Here is an 18,207-nt window from a genome sequence, read left to right as displayed (position 1 = left end):
ACTCAAATGGAAAATTTAAAATCAATTGTTGAAGCAGTGATTTTCGCATCCGATGTGCCGTTAAGTTTAAAACAGATAAAGGAGATAATAAACGAGCCAAGGAATCCATTTCAATCAAAAAATGGAGAACCGATCAACGAAGAAAAGATAAAGTCAATCATAGACGAATTAAACCAAGAATATGAAGAGCGTGGTTCGGCATTTAGAATAATTGAAATTGCGGAAGGTTATCAATTTGCAACACTTCCAGAGTTTGCAAAATGGGTTGGAAAACTTTTCAAGGAAAGAAGCAAGAAAAAACTCTCACAACCAGCTCTTGAAACTCTCGCAATAATTGCATACAAGCAACCGATAAGCAAATCTGAAATTGAAGCGATACGAGGTGTAAATGTTGATTACATTGTTAAAACATTACTTGAGAAAAAATTGATAACAATAGTTGGAAGAGCTGAGACAATCGGAAGACCGCTTCTTTACGGGACAACGAAAGAATTTTTAAAGTATTTCGGCTTAAAAAGTTTATCTGATTTACCGAAACCTTCTGAGATTGAGGAAATCACGAAAGAAAGTGAAGATGAAATTAAACTTAACATTCAAAAAGAGGTGATTGAAGATGGTGGCGAAGAAAACGCAGAATAAACACGAGAAAAAAGGCGAGGAACTTATACGACTTAACAAATATCTTGCAATGTGTGGGGTTGCTTCAAGAAGAAAAGCAGATGAATTGATTAAAGAAGGTAGAGTCAGCGTAAATGGCGAAGTTATAACACAGCTTGGTGTTAAAATCAATCCGAATAAAGATAAAGTTGAGGTTGACGGTAAACCTGTAAAGCCAGAAGAAAAACTCGTTTATATCGTCCTGAACAAGCCCAAAGATTGCATCACAACCGTAAAAGATGAAAAAGGACGAAGAACAGTGCTTGACTTTGTAAAAGTAAAGCAGAGAATTTTTCCAGTTGGACGACTTGATAGAAATACGACAGGTGTTTTGCTTTTGACAAATGATGGCGAGTTAGCATATCGCTTAATGCATCCGAAATACAAAGTTGAAAAAGCGTATAAAGTTGCAATTGATAAACCGATCAAACCAGAAGATATTGAGAAATTAAAACGAGGAATAATGCTTGACGGAAGGAAAACGGAAGCTTGTGATGTTTATATTCTTCCAAACAGCGAAAATAAAGAACTTGGCATTACAATTCGTGAAGGGAGATACAGACAAATAAGAAGGATGTTTGAACGACTTGGCTACAAGGTTCGCAAGCTCCATCGGGTAAGTTTCGGTGGTATAACAGTAAGCGGAATGAAACGAGGTGAATGGAGATTTCTCACTGAAAAAGAAATAAAAAAGTTGAAACGCCTTGTAGGGCTTGAATAACTTTTTGGCTTGAAAAATAAATTTTGAAACAACTATGGGGCGATATTTAATGCTTTTGCCGTTGCTTTTTCAATTCTACTCCTGTGCAACAGCTCAAAAAGTAATTGAAGCAAAACCAGAACCACAAAAAGAATTCGTTTATTACGAAGATACGGAATTAAACCAGTTAAGATCAGAACTTGATGACATTTTCAACAATCCGAGCTTCTCAAATGCTTACTGGGGCGTTGTAATTCAATCACTTGAAACAGGTGAATATTTTTATAGATTGAACGAGCATAAAAGCTTTATCCCAGCATCAAATATGAAATTATTCACAACCGCCGTTGCTCTTTTAAAACTCGGACCTGATTTTAAATACAGGACAAATCTTTACACAGATGGAGAAATCAAAGATGGAATTTTATACGGAAACTTATTTGTAAGAGGCACGGGTGATCCGACGATATCGGGAAGATTTACAAACGGAGATGTAATAAAAACATTTAAAGATTGGGCAGATAGCTTAATAAAACTTGGGATAAAAGAAATTAACGGCGATATCATTGGAGATGATAACTATTTTGACGACCAATATATGGGAACTGGTTGGTCGTGGGATGATGAGACATACTGGTATTCAGCACACATAAGCGCTCTTTCATTTAACGACAACTGCGTTGATCTTGAAATTATTCCAGGTAAAAAAATTGGTGAACCCGCACTTGTTAAAATTACTCCCGAAACAAAATATGTAAAGATAAATAACTTTGTGACGACAGTTCATCCAGATAGCGTCACGCAGATTGACTTTTTCAGAGCACCAGGGACAAACGTGATAAATGTTTTCGGAAAAATAAGTTTGCGTTCAAAAACTTATAAAGAATCAATAAGCGTTCACAATCCAACGCTTTACACTGTAACAGTTTTAAAAGAAGTCCTTGAATCAAAAGGCATAAAAGTGAATGGAAATGCAGTTGATATTGATGATTCGCAATTGAATCCAGATTATGAGACGATGAAAGTCCTTGCTTCTTACGAATCTCCACCATTAAGCGAGATAATAAAAGTCATAAATAAGAGAAGTCAAAATTTTTACGCTGAACAGGTCTTCCGAACTCTTGGAAAAATTTTCGGAGGCGAAGGTTCAACTCAAAAATCCGTTGAAGTCATAAAGAACACACTTTCACAAATTGGTATACCGCCTGATGCGATTTCAATTTACGATGGCTCTGGTTTGTCAAGGTTAAATCTTGTGACGCCTTTTCAGATTTTAACACTCCTGAACTATATGTACAGGCATGAGTATTTTTCTTACTTTTACGAATCATTGCCAATTGCAGGCGTTGATGGGACACTTGAAACAAGAATGAGAAAAACAAAAGCACAAGGAAATGTTCGGGCTAAAACAGGTTATGTTCAATATGCAAGGTCTTTATCAGGGTATGTGAAAACAAAAGATGATGAAATGCTTGCTTTTGTGATGATGACAAATAATTACCTCGTTCCAACTTCTGTTGCAAATATAACGCAGGATATAGTTTGCAATAGATTAGCAAACTTTTCACGCAGAAAATAAAAAGGGCGGGATTAAATCCCGCCCATCCTTCAATTAACGCTGATCAATCGGAATGTAAGTTTGATCCATCGGTCCAACATATTCAGCTCTTGGTCTGTAAATTCTATTGTCCGCAAGTTGTTCAAGTATATGAGCTGTCCAACCAGTTATACGGCTGATGGCGAAAATTGGAGTGTAAAGGTCAAGTGGAATGCCCATATAGTAATAAACCGAAGCTGAATAGAAATCAACATTTGGCCATACACCTTTTTCACCAAATTCTTTAACCCAAAGTTCCTCAATTCTTGCTGACATATCATACCATTTCGTATCGCCAAGTTTTTCACCAAGCATCTTTGAATACCTCTTCAATATCAAAGCTCTCGGGTCCATTGACTTATACACCCTGTGCCCAAATCCTTCAAGTTTTCTTTTTTCCTCAATCGCCTTCTTAACGAAATCATCAACCTTTGAAAGATCTCCTATTTCAAGCAAATACTTCATTACTTCTCTATTTGCGCCACCATGCAACGGTCCCTTCAATGTTCCTATTGCTGATGTAACCGCAGAATACATATCTGTCAATGTTGAAATCGTAACCCTTGCTGAAAATGTTGATGCGTTCATCTCGTGTTCTGCGTGCAGGATAAGAGCTACATCCATAATTTTTGCATAAAGTTCATCTGGCTTCTCACCCTTGAGCATATAAAGAAAGTTTGTTGCGATGTTAAATTCTTTATTCGGCTTAACAGGTTCTTTGCCATTTCTAATCTGCTCCCACGCAGCCACGATCGTCGGGAACTTGGCTGTCAAACGAAGTGCTTTCCTCTTGTTTGCTTCAAGAGAATTGTCGTTTCTCTCTGGATCAAATAAACCAAGGAATGATACAGAAGTTCTCAAAACATCCATCGGGTCTGAATCTTTAGGCATAAGTTTCATAACCGTCACAAGTTGATCTGGAATTTCATATTCAGAGCGAATCGCCTTAACGAATTCATCATATTCATTTTTCTTCGGCAAACGATAATTCCAAAGCAAAAAAGCAACTTCCTCAAAATTTGAATGCTCAGCTAAATCCGCAATGTCATAACCAAGATATAAAAGTTTGCTTCTTTTACCATCAATGAAGCAAAGTTTGGTCTGGTTTGCGATTACATTTTCCAGACCCTTCACATAGGTTGGTTGGGTTGTTTGTGCTTGTGACATGGCTATTACCTCCTTTTAATTTGGTTTGATTTTATGTGCTTTTGATCTACCCCCCAACGAATTTAAATATGTCTCAACCGCCTCTCTCATACCTAACTCTCAAATCGCTTTTGTTGAAGCTTTTTCATTCGCTATTTAAATTATGAATAAAATTCGTCAAATTCAAATAAATTCGCTTGATGCTTTGGCAGGGCGTTTTAAACCTTGATATATTCGCAGATTTTTTTTATATTTTAAGTAGTTACAAATTACACAACTTTTCAAAATGAAAATTTCAAAACAAATAGAGCATTTTTGCGATTACTGCGGAAGCAAGCAGAAGTTTAAGTTCAGAGGAAACTTTGAAGCGGATGAAAACAAATTTTGGTATATGTGTCAAAAGTGCAAGCATGTGGTTTTACTTTCAATTGATGATCTAAATGTTCAGAAGAATGAAAATTCAAAAGAAAATTGCAGAGTTTATTCGGCTGAGGAAACTTACGAAATCGGGGAGATAATCTACCACGCAGAGTGGCAGGATTATGGCAAAGTCAAAAAGAAGGAGGTTTCTTCAAGTGGTTATAATATAATTGTTGTTGAGTTTGAAAAACTCGGTCAAAAAAAATTAGTTGAAAATTTCAAACAATAAAAAAAGCGAGGTGATAAAATTGGTAGGGATAATTGTTCAGGAAGGCGAATCCTTGGACAAAGCATTAAAAAGATTCAAGAAGAAATATGAGCAGGCAGGAATCCTGCGTGAATTCAAGCGTAGAACTTTCTACACACCGCCTTCCGTCAAGAGAAAGATGAAAAGAGCAAAAGCAATTCGCAGAGCCCAGCGAATGCTTATGGAACAGATGTAATCAAAAACAAAATTCTTCTTTGAAGTGAATAAGAAGAAAAAACAGGTGCTGAAAAAGCATCGGAAGAAGGAGAAAAAGAGAAAGGAAAAGATGAGAAAGTTAAGAGAGATGCTTGCGCAAATGAAGCAGGGTGAAGAAACACAACAACAAAATTAAACCCCGACCTCAAGGTCGGGGTTTTTAGTTCTATTTCAAATTCACAATCCAATCAAGAACCTTATCAACCTTGTCCGGATCATCCGCTTCACAATAAAATCTTAACAACGGCTCAGTCCCAGATGCCCTAACAAGAAGCCAGCCGTTGTCAAAAAAGAATTTATATCCATCTATTGTTAGAACATTGTTAACTTTATAACCTGCGATCTCTTTTAAACCTTTTTTAAGATTTCCAAGAACTTTTTGTTTATGCGCTTCTGTTGTATGTAAATCAACTCTCTTGTAATAATGAGGTCCGATTTCCTCAAAAATTTCATCAACAATTTCAGAAAGTTTCTTCCCTCTTTTAACCATCATCTCACAAATTGTTAATCCAAGAAACAGACCATCTCTTTCTGGGATATGTGTTTTAACACCTATGCCACCGCTTTCTTCACCTCCAATCATTACATCTTTAGTAATCATAAGCGTGGCAACATGCTTAAAGCCAACGGGCAATTCATAAACTTTCAAACCATATTTCTTCGCAAGTTTATCAACCATCAACCCAACTGACACCGTCTTAACAACATCACCACGCAGTCCTTTGTCTTCATAGAAGTATTTTAAAAGAATGGCAAACACTCTTTGCGGATCAACAAAATTTCCTTTTTCATCAACTGCGCCAATTCTATCTGCATCACCATCCGTTGCAAGACCAACATCAAAACCTTTCTCAGGAACGAGTTTCATAAGTTCGCCAAGATTTTTCGCAATTGGTTCTGGATTTACACCACCGAAAGAAGGATTGAACTCATTGTGTATCACAAAAGCAGATGGAATTATTTCAGTTAAAATTTTCTGACCCGCTCCATACATTGCATCGTGAACTATCTTCAAGCCAGAATTTTTAATTGACTCAACATCAATTTTTGATTTAAGATCATCAATGTAAATTTTTTTCAAATCAACCAGCTCAATCAAACCCTTCTCTTTCAATTGCTCAAATGACTTTTTAACTTTTTCAAATTCAGATTTTGAAGTTTTATTCGCCCACTTTTCCACAATTTCTATGTTCTCAACTTCTTCTGGACCACCGAAATCTGCTTTCAACTTGTATCCATTATACTTGTACGGGTTATGGCTTGCGGTGATCACAACTCCACCAGCGCAGTTAAATTTTGGAATTGCAAGCGAAACCGCAGGCGTTGGACAATATCCATCGGAAAGCAAAACTTTTATCCCAAAGTTTGCGATAACAGTTGCAACATGCTCTGCAAATTCCTTTGACAAAAACCTTGTATCATAACCTATGACAAGACCATTTTTTATCTTTTTATGCTTTTTATAATGTTTTGCGGTTGCAATTGCAACCTTTGTTAAATTTTCAAATGTAAAGTCCTGAGCTATTATTCCTCTCCAACCATCAGTCCCAAATTTTATTCTCGCCATGTTCTTTTGAATTTTGTTTTGAAATTTTTTAATTTTTTTATAGCCGAACCATAAAGAATTACTCTATCGTTCAAATCTCTATTTAATTTGATTTTTTCTTTTAGCAAGGAAAAAGTTAGTCTCTTCGCCATCCAAAATTTGACTTCTCTGTAATGGATATCGCTATCATTTCGCATTTCAATTTCACCTATGGTTTTCTCCTTATACTTGAAAACTACTTTCTGTGCATCAAACTCGCCCTTTCTTCTTGCTTTTGAATTTTCAACTTGAATGTTATCAGACAGTATTTTTACAACATCTTTACCCCAAAATACATGGAAAAGATCTTCATCTTTAATCACCAGAAAATCAACCTCACCACTATTAAAAATTGCCTTATCTAAAAATGCTCTTAAAATTTTTTTATCCTTTAATTTTTCACATAATTTACGCATCCATTTTTGTAGTTCTTGCTTATAAATCATTTTATTTTTCAGATATTCATCCCTGTCCTCAGGAAAAGAATTTATACATCCTAAGAAAATTTCGCCTAATCCATCCATAGCTTGAAATGTAAAATCTTCTTTAAATCGTGATTCACCATAGAGAAACATTTGCCATTTTTTTTCTCCACTTTTTACTGAGTATGAATAACCTTGTAAATCTATAACATCCTTTTTAGCTTTTGGATCGCTTCTAAATTCTTTACCAATTCCGAGTGCCTCAGCGAATTCTCTTGCATCCTCATGCCCTTTTCTTTTTACATAACTTGCCTTTTCAGAACTCATTGCTTTTTTCTTTGCCATAAACTTAAACCCTTTTTATAATAAGAAGTTCAATCGTTTTCTTTATATGATTAGCGTTTTTCTCTTTTCTATTTATTCCTATCCTCGTTTCTCCCTGACCCATCGTATAATGAACAGGAAGTTCAATAATCTCAAAATCCTTATACCATTCTCTTATCGTTGGGCTATCATTGTAAGACAATATAAAACCGCCTTTATGATTGTGCAACATATCACGCAAAAGCTCATGATTAAAGTTATTATGATGAATTGGGAAATTACGCTGAGGATAAAGCCCTCTGAATAAAGTGCTATCTTCACCAAGATAATACGGCGGGTCACAATAAAGGAAATCGTTTTTAAATTCCGGTATAATATCCTTAAAATCAGCACATTCAACGGATAGATTTTTAACATTAAAATTCCTTACTCGTTCAATCATCTTTTGATAGGTTTTTTCATTTGCATAAACCGAAGACATCCATCCAAGAAAACCAGGTCCATAAGAAAGATTATGATTAAAATAATAATATGCTGCAAGCGTGAGAGGGTCTAATTCAATTTCCCTTTTCCAGTGTTGTTTTAGTTTTTCTTTAACAAAAGCGTAGGTTTCTTTATCTGGTTTGAGTTTTTTTAACTCTCTGTAAAGTTCAATTGGTTTAGAAACTTGAACTTGCCAGTAATTTACGAGAATGTCAAAAATATCAAAACCAATCACGGGTATGCCAAGTTCTTTAGCGGTAGCTATTTCTATTGAGCCACCGCCGAAGAATGGCGAGATAAGTCGTGCAATATTTTCCGGGAGGTGTTCTATTACATAGCCAACCGCCCATGATTTTCCGCCCGCATACCGTAAGGGCGAGCCAAGATAACGTTTATATCTATTCCTGCTTTTGCCTTTTAATGACTTTAAAAAGATTTTCTTCCATTCTTCCCTCCGTCTCAATACATGCGTTGAATAAAAAAGTTCAAGCTGTAAACTCAACTTTTCCATTAACTTTGTTTTTATAAATTTACAAACTAAAAATTTTAAACTCAAGCAAGACCCTGCCTTGCAACCTTCTTCCGGTTCTTTATCAAAAAGTCAATCATAACATCAACATACTCAAGGACATCTGGACATTCAATATACCCACGGCTTAAAATTGAAACCGCTTTTTTAGAATCATAATGAACCTGATGATCAAAGTAATCTATTAACTGCACAGGCATTCCAACAATTTTCTGAACAAACTTTGGAGACATCAACCTTTTTAATTTCTCGGGCGAGATATGGAAATAATTAAACTTCTTCCCAAGTCGCTCTGCAAAAATTTGAACAAGTTCAAAAACTTTATGCGGTCTCGGATCTGTCAGATGAAAAACTCCACCCCTGATCTCATCTGGAAATCTACTCAGATAACAAATTGAATCAACTATAAAATCAACCGGAACTATGTTAACTTCGGCTTCCCCTGAACCAACTTTTGGAAATGGAAAACCACTTGGAATTTTCATCATAAGCAAAATAACATAATAAGGTCCGTCAAACTTCGCCGTTTTACCGTTTTTTTGAATCTCCAACAACTATCCCGGGTCTATAAATTGCTGTCGGAAGATCTTTCATATTTCGGCGAACAACTTTTTCAGCGAGAAACTTCGTCTCCTCATAATAATTTTTAAATCCCTGCCCAAGATCAAAATCATCCTCAGTGAAAACTCCCGTCGCAAGACCAGAAACATAAGCAGTGCTGACATAATGAAACATTTTCAAATTTGGGCATTGTAAAAGAAAATTTACAACATTTTCAGTCCCTTGAACATTAACACGATATCCAAGTTCAAAACTTACTGCAAGATCATAAACCGCAGCAAGATGAAAACATTCTGTGATTTCATTTTTAATTTTCTCCGGATTTTCAATTCCAAGTTCCCGAACAGTTATATCCCCTTTTACAATTTCAAGCATTTCGGAAGGTTGCGGAAATTCAATTTTAATTTCGGCAAGGCGCTTTTTAGCAAGGTCAAGATATTTTTCCTGAACAAGAAGATAAAATTTCTCAATGTCTGGTCTGTAAATGAATAACTTTTTAATCAAATTTGTCCCGATAAACCCCGGGAAACCCGTTATCAATGCGACCGACATTTTCAAACTTATTTTTGTTTGTAAGCCCAATTTTATTTTGCTAAATTATAACAAAAATTTACACAAAACAAAAACCATATGGACATTGGCAAAGGACCTCAGAACATTTCTTAAAGTTTTAAAAGAGAAAAATGAACTTAAAGAAATTAACACAGAAGTATCAACTGAACTTGAAATGACTGAAATCGCAGATAGAGTTGTAAAATCCGGTGGTCCTGCGCTTCTTTTCAAAAATGTCAAGAATAGCAAGTTTCCAGTGGTTATGAATTTATTCGGGACTTATGATAGAACCAAGCTTGCACTTGGCATAGAGCCAGAAGAAGCGTTCAAATGGCTTGTTGAAATTTTAACCGAAAAACCAACTCCCAAAAACATTTTTCAAAAACGAAAATACATATTCAAATTATTGAAATCTCTAAAACCCCAAATTGTAAGCAAAGCCCCAGTTCATGAGGTTGTAAATTTAAATCCAAATCTTTTTGAAATTCCAGCTTTAAAATGCTGGCCCAAAGACGGCGGAAAATTTTTAACACTTCCACTTGTCATTACTCACGACCCCGAAACCGACAAAAGAAATGTCGGGATGTATAGAATTCAAATTCACGACGAGAAAACCGCTGGGCTTCATTGGCAAAGTCATAAAACAGGCGCATATCATTACTGGAAAGCTGAAAAACTTAACAAACCTTTACCTGTTGCAATTGCACTTGGTGGACATCCAGCGTTAATTTTTTCAGCCGTTGCTCCCCTACCCCCAAATTTTGACGAACTTATGTTCGCATCGTATCTCCTCGGCGAAAAAATTCGCCTTGCCAAAGCCAAAACTATCCCACTGCTTGTCCCAGCAGATGCTGAATTTGTAATTGAAGGTTATGCTCTGCCATTTGAGCGAAAAATTGAAGGACCTTTCGGAGATCATTTCGGTTATTACTCACTTGCTGAACCTTTCCCAGTTTTACACATCACGGCGATAACGCACAGAAAAGATGCAATTTATCCCGCAACTATCGTCGGAAAACCACCAATGGAAGATGCGTGGATTGGGAAAGCAATATCAGAAATTTTTTTCCCTTTCATAAAAATGCAAATCCCAGAAATTGAAAAATTGCATTTAAGCATTGAAGCGGGAATCCACAATCTTGGAATAATTTCGGTTGAAAGTTATTTCCCGAGACAAGCTGTTAAAGCGATGATGGGAGTGTGGGGATTAGGACAATTATCATTGACGAAAATCTTGATCGCCGTTGATAAAAGCATAGACCCATATGATTTAAAACCAGTTGCGATTGAAGTTTTAAAATGGGTTGATTTCTCACAGGATTTAATTTTCATAAGAGATGCTCATACCGATACACTTGATGTTGCAGGTCCAGAAACAGATCACGGTTCAAAACTTGGCATTGACGCAACCCCGAAAAGAGAGCGGAAACCATTTAACATTGAAAAAATTGACTTGCCAGAGTTAAAAGGCAAAGGCGATATAATTGACGAAACAAGACCTGTTGATGGGATTTTGGTTTTGAAGATTAAAAAAGACAAACCATTTAAAGCACGTGAAATTGCAAACGAAATCTGGAAAATTGACAGAGATAAAAAAGTTAGAATCCTTTTCATCATTGATGAAGAAATTAACATTCACGATAAAACTGAACTTTTGTGGGGATTATTCACAAGATTTGATCCAGAAAGAGATATATTTTTTGATGAGAGAAATTTAAATTATCGTGTTTTGCCTTTCTTTGGAAACAGAATTGCGGTTGATTGCACAAGAAAAAGCACTGAAGAAGGACATTTTAAGCCGTGGCTTGAGATAATTAAAATGGATGATGAAATAAAAGAAAAAGTTTCGGAGAAATGGGCAGAATTGGGTTTGTAAGTTTAATTTTGATTTTGCTTATCGCTTCTTTACAGTCGCAGGATAAAATAAAGCAAAAAAAGGAGGAATTGAACCAACTTCGCAAGGAAATTGAAATTTACGAAAACAAAATAAAGCAAGCATTAAAAGAAGAAAAACTTACGCTTGAAATCATTGACGATTTTGAAAAAAAAGATAATCTTCTGCGAAAGTTAATTCAAGAATTGAAAAAGCAAGCAAATGAAAATGAAAAAAACATAAACAAACTTCAAATTGAAATTGCAAAGTCAGAAGAAGAGATAAGAAAACTCAAAGAACATTATGCAAACTATGTCAGGTCAATCTACAAGCGTGGAAGATTGCATGACCTTGAATTAATTTTAACATCAAGATCACTAAACCAAATGCTCGTCCGAACGATTTACTTGAAAAAATTTTCCGAATACAGAAAAAGAACCATTGATTCAATTTACGCAATGCAAAACGAACTTAAAGAGAGAAAAAATGAACTTGAAATTGCGCTCACAAGCCAAAAAGAATTAATCGCTGAAAAAGAAAGAGAAGAGGCAAATCTTTCAGCAAGCATCAAAGAGAAAAAAGAGATACTTGAAAAAATTAGAAAAGATAAACAAAATCTTCAAGCGCAACTTGAACGAAGAAGGAAAGCGATAAAAGAGATTGAAGCAATGATTGCAAAATTAATTGAAGAAGAGAGAAGAAAAAAAGAAGAAATTGAGAGACGGAAAAAAATTGAAATTCCAAAGGTAGAAAGCAATTTTGCAAAGTTGCGTGGGAAATTACCTTGGCCAGTTGAAAATGGAAGAATTGTAAATCGCTTCGGTGAGCAAGTCCATCCTGTTTTGAAAACTGTTACATTGAATTTTGGAGTTGACATCGCTGTTCCAGAAGATAGCCCTGTTAAAGCAGTTGCAGATGGAGTCGTCTCAAAAATTTTCTGGTTGCCAAGTTTTGAAAACTTGATTATTATAACGCACGACGGCGGTTTCAGAACTGTTTACGCAAATTTATCCGACATCTTCGTAAGCGAAGGGGAAAATGTTAAAGCAGGTCAAGTTATCGGAAAAAGTGGAAATTCTCTTGAAGGTTCAATTGTTCATTTTGAAATCTGGCAAGAAAGACAACAACAAAACCCAGAACTCTGGCTTTCAAAAAGATAAAAACAAAAACGATGCGAAAAAATTTTTTTATCCTGCTTTTAATCTACAACCTGATCTTTATCCCGATTTTATTTATCACATTTCATCTTCTCGGATTGTTCAACAAAAAGGTCAAAAGAGGAATTAACGGCAGGAAAAATCTTTTTAAAGACCTTGAGCAAAAGACAAAAGAAAAATTTAACCCAGAGAAACCTGTTTTCTGGTTTCATTGCGCATCGCTTGGTGAATTTGAGCAGGCAAAACCAATAATTTTAAAATTGAGAGAAAAAGTCAATCCAAACATCATTGTGACTTTCTTTTCACCTTCTGGATTTGAGCCGTCAAAAAATTATCAGTTTGCTAATGTGATCTCATACATTCCATTTGACTCACTCTCAAATGCGAAAAAATTTATCAATTTGATCAAAACCCGTGAAAATTACCTTTTCCTGATGAAATATGATTTTTGGCTTAATCATCTTTACTTCGCACACAGAAACAAATTTAATCTCTGTCTTGCGAATGCTTTTATCAACGAAAGCAAGGTGTCAAACCTTTTCAAAAGATTTTTCTACAAAACAATTTATGAACTTTTTGACTTCATCTTTTTGATCTCCAACGAAGATAAAAATTCACTTGAAAAGTTAAATCCTTTGCTTTCAAAACGAGCGAAAGTTTTCATCACTGGCGATACAAGATATGATCAAGTTTATTTGCGAAGTCAAGATGCTTCAAAGAAAGCAATAGTTCCAGAAAGCGTGATTAAATCAAATGATGGAACAAGGAGAAAAATTTTCGTCGTCGGGAGCAGTTGGGAGGAAGATGAAAAAGTAATAATTCCAGCCATTATAAAAATTCAAAAATATGAGCCGAAACTTTTGACCATTCTCGTTCCGCACGAACCAACAGAAGAAAACATTGAGAAAATTGAGAAAGAACTTGACAATAAATTAACAAGCATAAGATTTTCAAAAATAGAAAATTACAAAGATGAGAAGGTTGTCATAGTTGATGGAATTGGGTTTCTTATGACTTTATACGCTTATGCTGATGTCGCCTATGTTGGTGGAAGTTTCAAACAGGGAATTCACAATGTCCTTGAACCAGCAACATATGGGATACCCGTGATATATGGACCGAAAATTCAAAACTCACCCGAAGCACAGAAACTTGCTCAAATCGGTGGTGGAATCGTCATAAAAAACGAAAAACAATTTTATAAAGCATTGCGAAAAATTCTATCTGACGAAAATCTACGAAAAGAAATCGGGCAAAAATCGTTTGAACTTGTAAAATCAAATCTTGGTGCAACTGATAAAATTATCAAGGCGATCGGATTAAGTTCTTAACCTCATCATAAACCATTTCTGTTTCAATTAATCGCATACACTTGAAATGTCCTTCTGGACATTTATTATAGCCGTGAATTCCGCACGGTCTGCAATAGAGATTTTCAACCTGAACAATTTTATCCCTATCCCCGTATGGATAAAACCCAAATTCTGGAACAGTTGAACCAAAAATTGCAACAACAGGAGTTCTCATTGCAACAGCCAGATGCATTGGCGCTGAATCATTTGAAACTAAAACTTCACAATGCCTTATCAACTCCGCAGATTGAAGCAAAGTCAATTTACCGCAAAAGTTGAAGACATTTTCCCCACCGCTAATTTTCTTAATTTCTTCGCAAAGGTTAAAATCGTCGCCACCACCTATCAAAACAACGCTAAACCCATCGCTTTGTAAAAGTTTCACAAGTTCGGCAAATCTTTCCTTTAACCATCTTTTTGTCTCCCACACAGAACCAGGGGCAACGCCAATAATTTTTGAGTTAATTTTTGAGATCAATTCCCCAACAACTTTTTTATCTTCGTCTGATGGATAAAGATTAGGTAACTCTTTTGATTCAACTTTTATATTGAACGGTTCAAGAAGCGATAGATTTCTTTCTATTTCGTGAATCTGTCTGTATTTCACAATTTGAGTGTAAAGAAATTTAAACTTGCTTTTGTCAAATCCAACTCTAATTTTCACTCCCGCAATAAATGGAATGATTGCACTTCTAAAATATCTTTGAAGAATAAAAGCGACATCATAATTTTGTTTTGATATAAATTTTGCCATCTTTAAAATGCCACGCAATCCTCTGTCTTTTCCATTTTTGTCAAAAATTATAATTTCATCAACATCTGGATGATTTCGCAAAAGTTCTGCTGTTTTAGGTATGAGCATAAAATCAATTTTTGAATTCGGGAAATTCCTTCTTAACACTTGAAGAAGAGGCAGAGCAAGTATAACATCTCCAATGAAAGCGGTTTGAATGATTAAAATTCTTTCAAAGTTCAAGTTTGCTCTAAATTTTGTGGCGGTTGATGCTTCCATCTCCTGTGAAACCAAAGCCAATGGTCGGGATAAAGACGAATGTATTTTTCAAGCAGTGAAGTATGGATTTGGGTAAGTTCTAAAACTTTTTGATCGTCGCTTCCAGCGTTGAAATCAAAATCAAGTTTTTCAAAAACAATGCGATATTTGAAATTTTTTTCTCTTATCGCAAATCCCATCACAATTGGCGCTTTTGCCTTTAAAGACATAACCGCAGGTCCTGCAAATGTTGACGCAGGTCTACCGAGAAAATTAACATAAATTGACTCTTTCGGCGCACTTTGATCAGCAAGAAGCGCAACTATCCCACCATTTGATAAAATCTTCAACGATTCTCTAAATGCTTTTTCCATAGGTATAACTTTATTTCCGAACCAGCAACGCCATTTGTTAATTTCAGCATCAACAAGTTTATTTCTTTGCGTTTTAACAATTATGTGAAGTGGTTTCCCGATTTCAATCCCAGAGACAAGTGCGCTTAATTCCCAATTCCCGAAATGTCCCGACATCAAAATCAAACCATTTCCTTTCTCTAACGCTTCAACGACATAATTAAAGTTTTCAATTTTCGCAAGTTTTTTAATATCATCAATTTTCAACTTTGGAAAACACATAAACTCAAAAAATGTGACAAACAAATTAACATAAGCCATTTTCAAAATTTGCTTTATCTGTGCTTCGCTTTTTTCTGGAAATGATTTTCGCAGATTATCAAGTGCGACTTTTTTTCTATACGGGATGAAATAATAAGCAAAGATACCAAGAAATTTTGCAAAACGCTGTGTGATTTCAAGCGGAAAAATTCTGGCAATGAAAACGAAAAATTTGAAAATGATAAATTCAATGTAGTTTTTCATAATGTGCTTTTAAATTTAATTCAAAAAATGCCCCCTCCCGAAGTTTTGCTCTAAATCGGGAGGGGATAAAAATTACTTGTTCTTCAACATCTGCTCTCTTATCAACCTGAATTCGCTATCTGGTTTCCACTCTGGCTTTGTATCTGCGTTTGCAAGATAATATGTCACCATAAAAACAAGTTTCGTATCTTCAACAGCACCATCAAGAACCCACGATTCGTTATATTCATCGCTCGGTTGATGATAATTTTTCTTTATGTATTCTTCAACAACTTTCCTTCCGTAATCTTCTGGTTTTCCAACATATTCAACGCCATTGTCAAAGAAAATTGCTGGAATTCCAACCTTCGCAAAACTAAACTGGTCAGACCTGTAAAACATACCAAGTTCTGGGAATTGATCTGGCTTTGCATATCTACCCTGATACTTATTCGCAATTTCATTGATTATATCACCAAGCGTGCTTTTCTCCATACCGATTAAAACGACATCTTTCGTTTTTCCCCAAATGTTTATTCCATCAACATTTATATTTGCAATTATGTTAACAGTTGGAACAGGAGGATTTTGTGCAAAGTATTTTGACCCAAGAAGTCCAGCTTCTTCGGCAGTTACAGAAACAAACATAATTGAACGACGAGGTTTAATCTTCAACTCCGAAAATGCTTTTGCAAGTGTTAAAAGAGCTGAAACTCCAGAAGCATTGTCAAGAGCCCCGTTGTAAATTGAATCACCATTAACAGGTTTACCTATGCCAAGATGATCGTGATGAGATGTCAAAACAATATATTCATCTTTCAATTTTTCATCTCCACCTCTCAAAATCCCGACAACATTTTGCGAGACAATTTCTCTTGACTTTACTCTCATATTAAGCGAAAGTTTTAAGCCGAGATCAACGGGTTTAAAACTTCTATTCTTTGCTAATTCAAAAAGTTGATCAAGATTTTTTCCAGCAAGAGCAACTAATTTTCTTGATGCATCTTCCGTGAGCCAACCTTTAAGTTTAATTTTTGGCTCGGTATCATTTGCAAGCTCAAATTCTTCACCAGACCATGAACTTTGAACGACATTCCAACCGTAGCCAGCCGATGGAGTTGTGTGAATTATTATAGCACCAAGAGCTCCTTTTTTCGCTGCAATTTCATATTTGTAAGTCCATCTTCCATAATAAGTTCTTGCCTTGCCTCCGAATAAATTCGGCTCTTCTGGCGTAGCAGGTGGATCATCGTTCAACATAAGCAAAATTTTACCTGAAACATCAACTCCTTTGTAATCATCCCAGTTTTGCTCCGGAGCGACAATCCCATAACCGACAAAAACAATATCTGCGTCTTTAATTGAAACAAAATTCTCTCTCACACCAGAAGCAGCAATGAATTCATCGTAATATCTAAACTTTGCCTTAACCTTGCCATCTTTGCCTTTTATCACCATCTCATTATCTGGAAAAGTTGTGATTCCAACAAGCGGAACTTTCTGAAAATATGAGCCATTATCACCACCTGGTTCAAGTCCGAAAAGTTTAAACTGTGTTGCAATATAAGTCGCTGCAAGAAGTTCGCCCCTTGAACCCGTGCCCCTTCCTTCAAGCAAATCGCTTGCAAGGAACTGGACATTTGCTTTGATATAATCTTCGGTGATATAATTCATCGCTCTTTTTGCGTCCTCCGTTAAAAAATTGTTAATCGTTATTTGAGAAAAAGCGATGAAATTGAAAAACAATGTTAAAAGAGCAATTTTTGAAAGTTTCATCTTTCGTCCTCCATTTGTTTTGAATTTATCAAGTTTAAAATGGCTCTCTTCAAACTTAACGCATTTTCAACAGCATAAGCGTTGAAGTCGTTGTTAAAATAAACAAAAAACAGTTTTATCCTCAAGCAAGAAACCCCAGATTAACTTTGCAAACTTTTCTATCTGTTCCTCGCTGTAAATTGACCTGTATCTTTCTTCAGGTCCATGAAATCTGAAATAAACAAAATCAGAAGTTGAAATAGGGGGCGTCTCAAGTCCACGCATGTGTGAAATACATAACCCAATTTTATTCTCCTTCAAAACCAGAAAAATAATATCGTTGAAATACTCGGGGTTTCTGAATTCAAACACATGTCTATATCCCTTCGGAAGCAAAGAGATGTAATCTTTTAAAAGAGAGACATCATATTCAAGGTCTGGCGGGAATTGATGCAGTATGCAACCAATTCGTCCGTAAATTCTTAACGGTTTTATAACTTTCATAAATCCATAAAAATCGCTTCTTACATTTTTCAGCCGTTTTATATGCGTTATAGTTTGGTGAATCTTAACAGAAAAAATAAAATTTTTCGGTGTCTTCATTATCCATCCTTCAAGCGTTTTCGCTCTCGGCAAGTGATAAAATGTTGTGTTAAGTTCAACTGTGTCAAAAACTTTTGAATAATACTCAAGCCATTTGTTCTTTGACATCTTCTCTGGATAAAATCTCCCAACCCAATGTTTGTAGAAATAACCAGATGTCCCAATGTAAATTTTCGCCAT

The 18,207-nt window shown here is 35.5% G+C and carries 19 protein-coding genes; 9 read left to right on the top strand and 10 right to left on the bottom strand.

The genetic code is table 11. From position 1 onward, the window contains the following. Positions 1-6: 6 nt before the first annotated feature. From scpB to dacB, 3 genes are read left to right on the top strand one after another with little or no spacing between them, the layout of a single operon-like run. Positions 7-639, top strand: coding sequence for an SMC-Scp complex subunit ScpB (scpB, locus tag AWW83_RS00395; protein ID WP_092346725.1), 633 nt, complete (start codon positions 7-9; stop codon positions 637-639). Then, positions 614-1,378, top strand: a complete 765-nt coding sequence (locus AWW83_RS00390; protein WP_092346722.1) for a pseudouridine synthase — start codon at positions 614-616, stop codon at positions 1,376-1,378. Before scpB ends, AWW83_RS00390 begins: the two co-directional genes overlap by 26 nt. A gap of 34 nt (positions 1,379-1,412) precedes the next feature. Continuing rightward, positions 1,413-2,936 carry a D-alanyl-D-alanine carboxypeptidase/D-alanyl-D-alanine endopeptidase gene (gene dacB / locus AWW83_RS00385; protein ID WP_092346719.1) on the top strand — a complete coding sequence of 508 codons (1,524 nt, stop codon included), beginning with the start codon at positions 1,413-1,415 and terminating at the stop codon, positions 2,934-2,936. Positions 2,937-2,969: 33 nt separating this feature from the next. Here dacB and AWW83_RS00380 read toward each other — a convergent pair whose 3' ends face one another. Next, complete coding sequence (locus tag AWW83_RS00380; RefSeq protein WP_092346716.1) at positions 2,970-4,121, bottom strand: citrate synthase; 1,152 nt, start codon at positions 4,119-4,121, stop codon at positions 2,970-2,972. A 265-nt stretch (positions 4,122-4,386) separates the two neighbouring features. On the opposite strand from AWW83_RS00380, the gene AWW83_RS00375 reads away from it, so the two are divergent. From AWW83_RS00375 to AWW83_RS10100, 3 genes are read left to right on the top strand one after another with little or no spacing between them, the layout of a single operon-like run. Continuing rightward, positions 4,387-4,749: a hypothetical protein gene (locus tag AWW83_RS00375; protein WP_092346713.1), complete on the top strand. Its 363-nt coding sequence runs from the start codon at positions 4,387-4,389 to the stop codon at positions 4,747-4,749. A 19-nt stretch (positions 4,750-4,768) separates the two neighbouring features. Next, positions 4,769-4,963: a 30S ribosomal protein S21 gene (gene rpsU / locus AWW83_RS00370; RefSeq protein ID WP_200753980.1), complete on the top strand. Its 195-nt coding sequence runs from the start codon at positions 4,769-4,771 to the stop codon at positions 4,961-4,963. A gap of 24 nt (positions 4,964-4,987) precedes the next feature. Next, positions 4,988-5,119 (top strand): hypothetical protein, encoded by a 132-nt coding sequence (locus tag AWW83_RS10100; protein WP_268761439.1) that lies wholly within the window; start codon positions 4,988-4,990, stop codon positions 5,117-5,119. Between the two features lie 30 nt (positions 5,120-5,149). On the opposite strand, the gene AWW83_RS00365 is transcribed toward AWW83_RS10100, so the two are convergent. Genes AWW83_RS00365 through AWW83_RS00345 form a run of 5 tightly spaced genes read right to left on the bottom strand, consistent with a single transcriptional unit; the run spans position 5,150 to position 9,439 of the window. After that, entirely contained in the window at positions 5,150-6,550 is a 1,401-nt protein-coding gene (locus AWW83_RS00365) for a phosphoglucomutase/phosphomannomutase family protein (protein WP_092346707.1), read from the bottom strand. Further along, entirely contained in the window at positions 6,538-7,335 is a 798-nt protein-coding gene (locus AWW83_RS00360; protein WP_092346704.1) for a hypothetical protein, read from the bottom strand. Before AWW83_RS00360 ends, AWW83_RS00365 begins: the two co-directional genes overlap by 13 nt. 4 nt (positions 7,336-7,339) lie before the next feature. Continuing rightward, positions 7,340-8,353 (bottom strand): DNA adenine methylase, encoded by a 1,014-nt coding sequence (locus AWW83_RS00355; RefSeq protein WP_234697211.1) that lies wholly within the window; start codon positions 8,351-8,353, stop codon positions 7,340-7,342. Continuing rightward, positions 8,350-8,877, bottom strand: coding sequence for an SDR family oxidoreductase (locus AWW83_RS00350; protein WP_143713847.1), 528 nt, complete (start codon positions 8,875-8,877; stop codon positions 8,350-8,352). The genes AWW83_RS00355 and AWW83_RS00350 overlap by 4 nt, the downstream gene beginning before the upstream one ends. Next, on the bottom strand, positions 8,855-9,439 hold the full coding sequence (locus AWW83_RS00345) for an SDR family oxidoreductase (RefSeq protein ID WP_092346695.1): 585 nt from the start codon (positions 9,437-9,439) through the stop codon (positions 8,855-8,857). Before AWW83_RS00345 ends, AWW83_RS00350 begins: the two co-directional genes overlap by 23 nt. Before the next feature lie 85 nt (positions 9,440-9,524). On the opposite strand from AWW83_RS00345, the gene AWW83_RS00340 reads away from it, so the two are divergent. The 3 genes from AWW83_RS00340 to AWW83_RS00330 are packed head-to-tail and all read left to right on the top strand — an operon-like array spanning position 9,525 to position 13,800. After that, complete coding sequence (locus AWW83_RS00340; RefSeq protein WP_159421055.1) at positions 9,525-11,315, top strand: menaquinone biosynthesis decarboxylase; 1,791 nt, start codon at positions 9,525-9,527, stop codon at positions 11,313-11,315. Further along, complete coding sequence (locus AWW83_RS00335) at positions 11,294-12,472, top strand: murein hydrolase activator EnvC family protein (RefSeq protein WP_092346689.1); 1,179 nt, start codon at positions 11,294-11,296, stop codon at positions 12,470-12,472. Before AWW83_RS00340 ends, AWW83_RS00335 begins: the two co-directional genes overlap by 22 nt. An 11-nt stretch (positions 12,473-12,483) precedes the next feature. Then, the gene (locus AWW83_RS00330; RefSeq protein WP_092346686.1) at positions 12,484-13,800 is read left to right on the top strand and encodes a 3-deoxy-D-manno-octulosonic acid transferase; all 1,317 of its coding nucleotides are present in this window, start codon (positions 12,484-12,486) and stop codon (positions 13,798-13,800) included. Here the strand turns inward: AWW83_RS00330 and waaF are convergent. The 4 genes from waaF to AWW83_RS00310 all read right to left on the bottom strand — a co-directional run bounded on the left by waaF (position 13,775) and on the right by AWW83_RS00310 (position 18,207). Then, entirely contained in the window at positions 13,775-14,833 is a 1,059-nt protein-coding gene (gene waaF, locus AWW83_RS00325) for a lipopolysaccharide heptosyltransferase II (RefSeq protein WP_143713846.1), read from the bottom strand. The genes AWW83_RS00330 and waaF overlap by 26 nt on opposite strands. Further along, positions 14,794-15,690, bottom strand: coding sequence for a lysophospholipid acyltransferase family protein (locus tag AWW83_RS00320; protein ID WP_092346924.1), 897 nt, complete (start codon positions 15,688-15,690; stop codon positions 14,794-14,796). The genes waaF and AWW83_RS00320 overlap by 40 nt, the downstream gene beginning before the upstream one ends. 72 nt (positions 15,691-15,762) lie before the next feature. Then, positions 15,763-17,445 carry a M28 family metallopeptidase gene (locus tag AWW83_RS00315; protein WP_092346681.1) on the bottom strand — a complete coding sequence of 561 codons (1,683 nt, stop codon included), beginning with the start codon at positions 17,443-17,445 and terminating at the stop codon, positions 15,763-15,765. Between the two features lie 93 nt (positions 17,446-17,538). Next, the gene (locus AWW83_RS00310) at positions 17,539-18,207 is read right to left on the bottom strand and encodes a DUF72 domain-containing protein (RefSeq protein ID WP_092346679.1); all 669 of its coding nucleotides are present in this window, start codon (positions 18,205-18,207) and stop codon (positions 17,539-17,541) included.

The sequence above is a fragment of the Candidatus Chryseopegocella kryptomonas genome (assembly GCF_001536065.1).
GTDB classification, from domain to species: domain Bacteria; phylum Bacteroidota; class Ignavibacteria; order Kryptoniales; family Kryptoniaceae; genus Kryptonium; species Kryptonium kryptomonas.
Note: the sequence above shows the minus strand (reverse complement) of the source record. Positions and strands in the feature narration are given on the sequence as shown.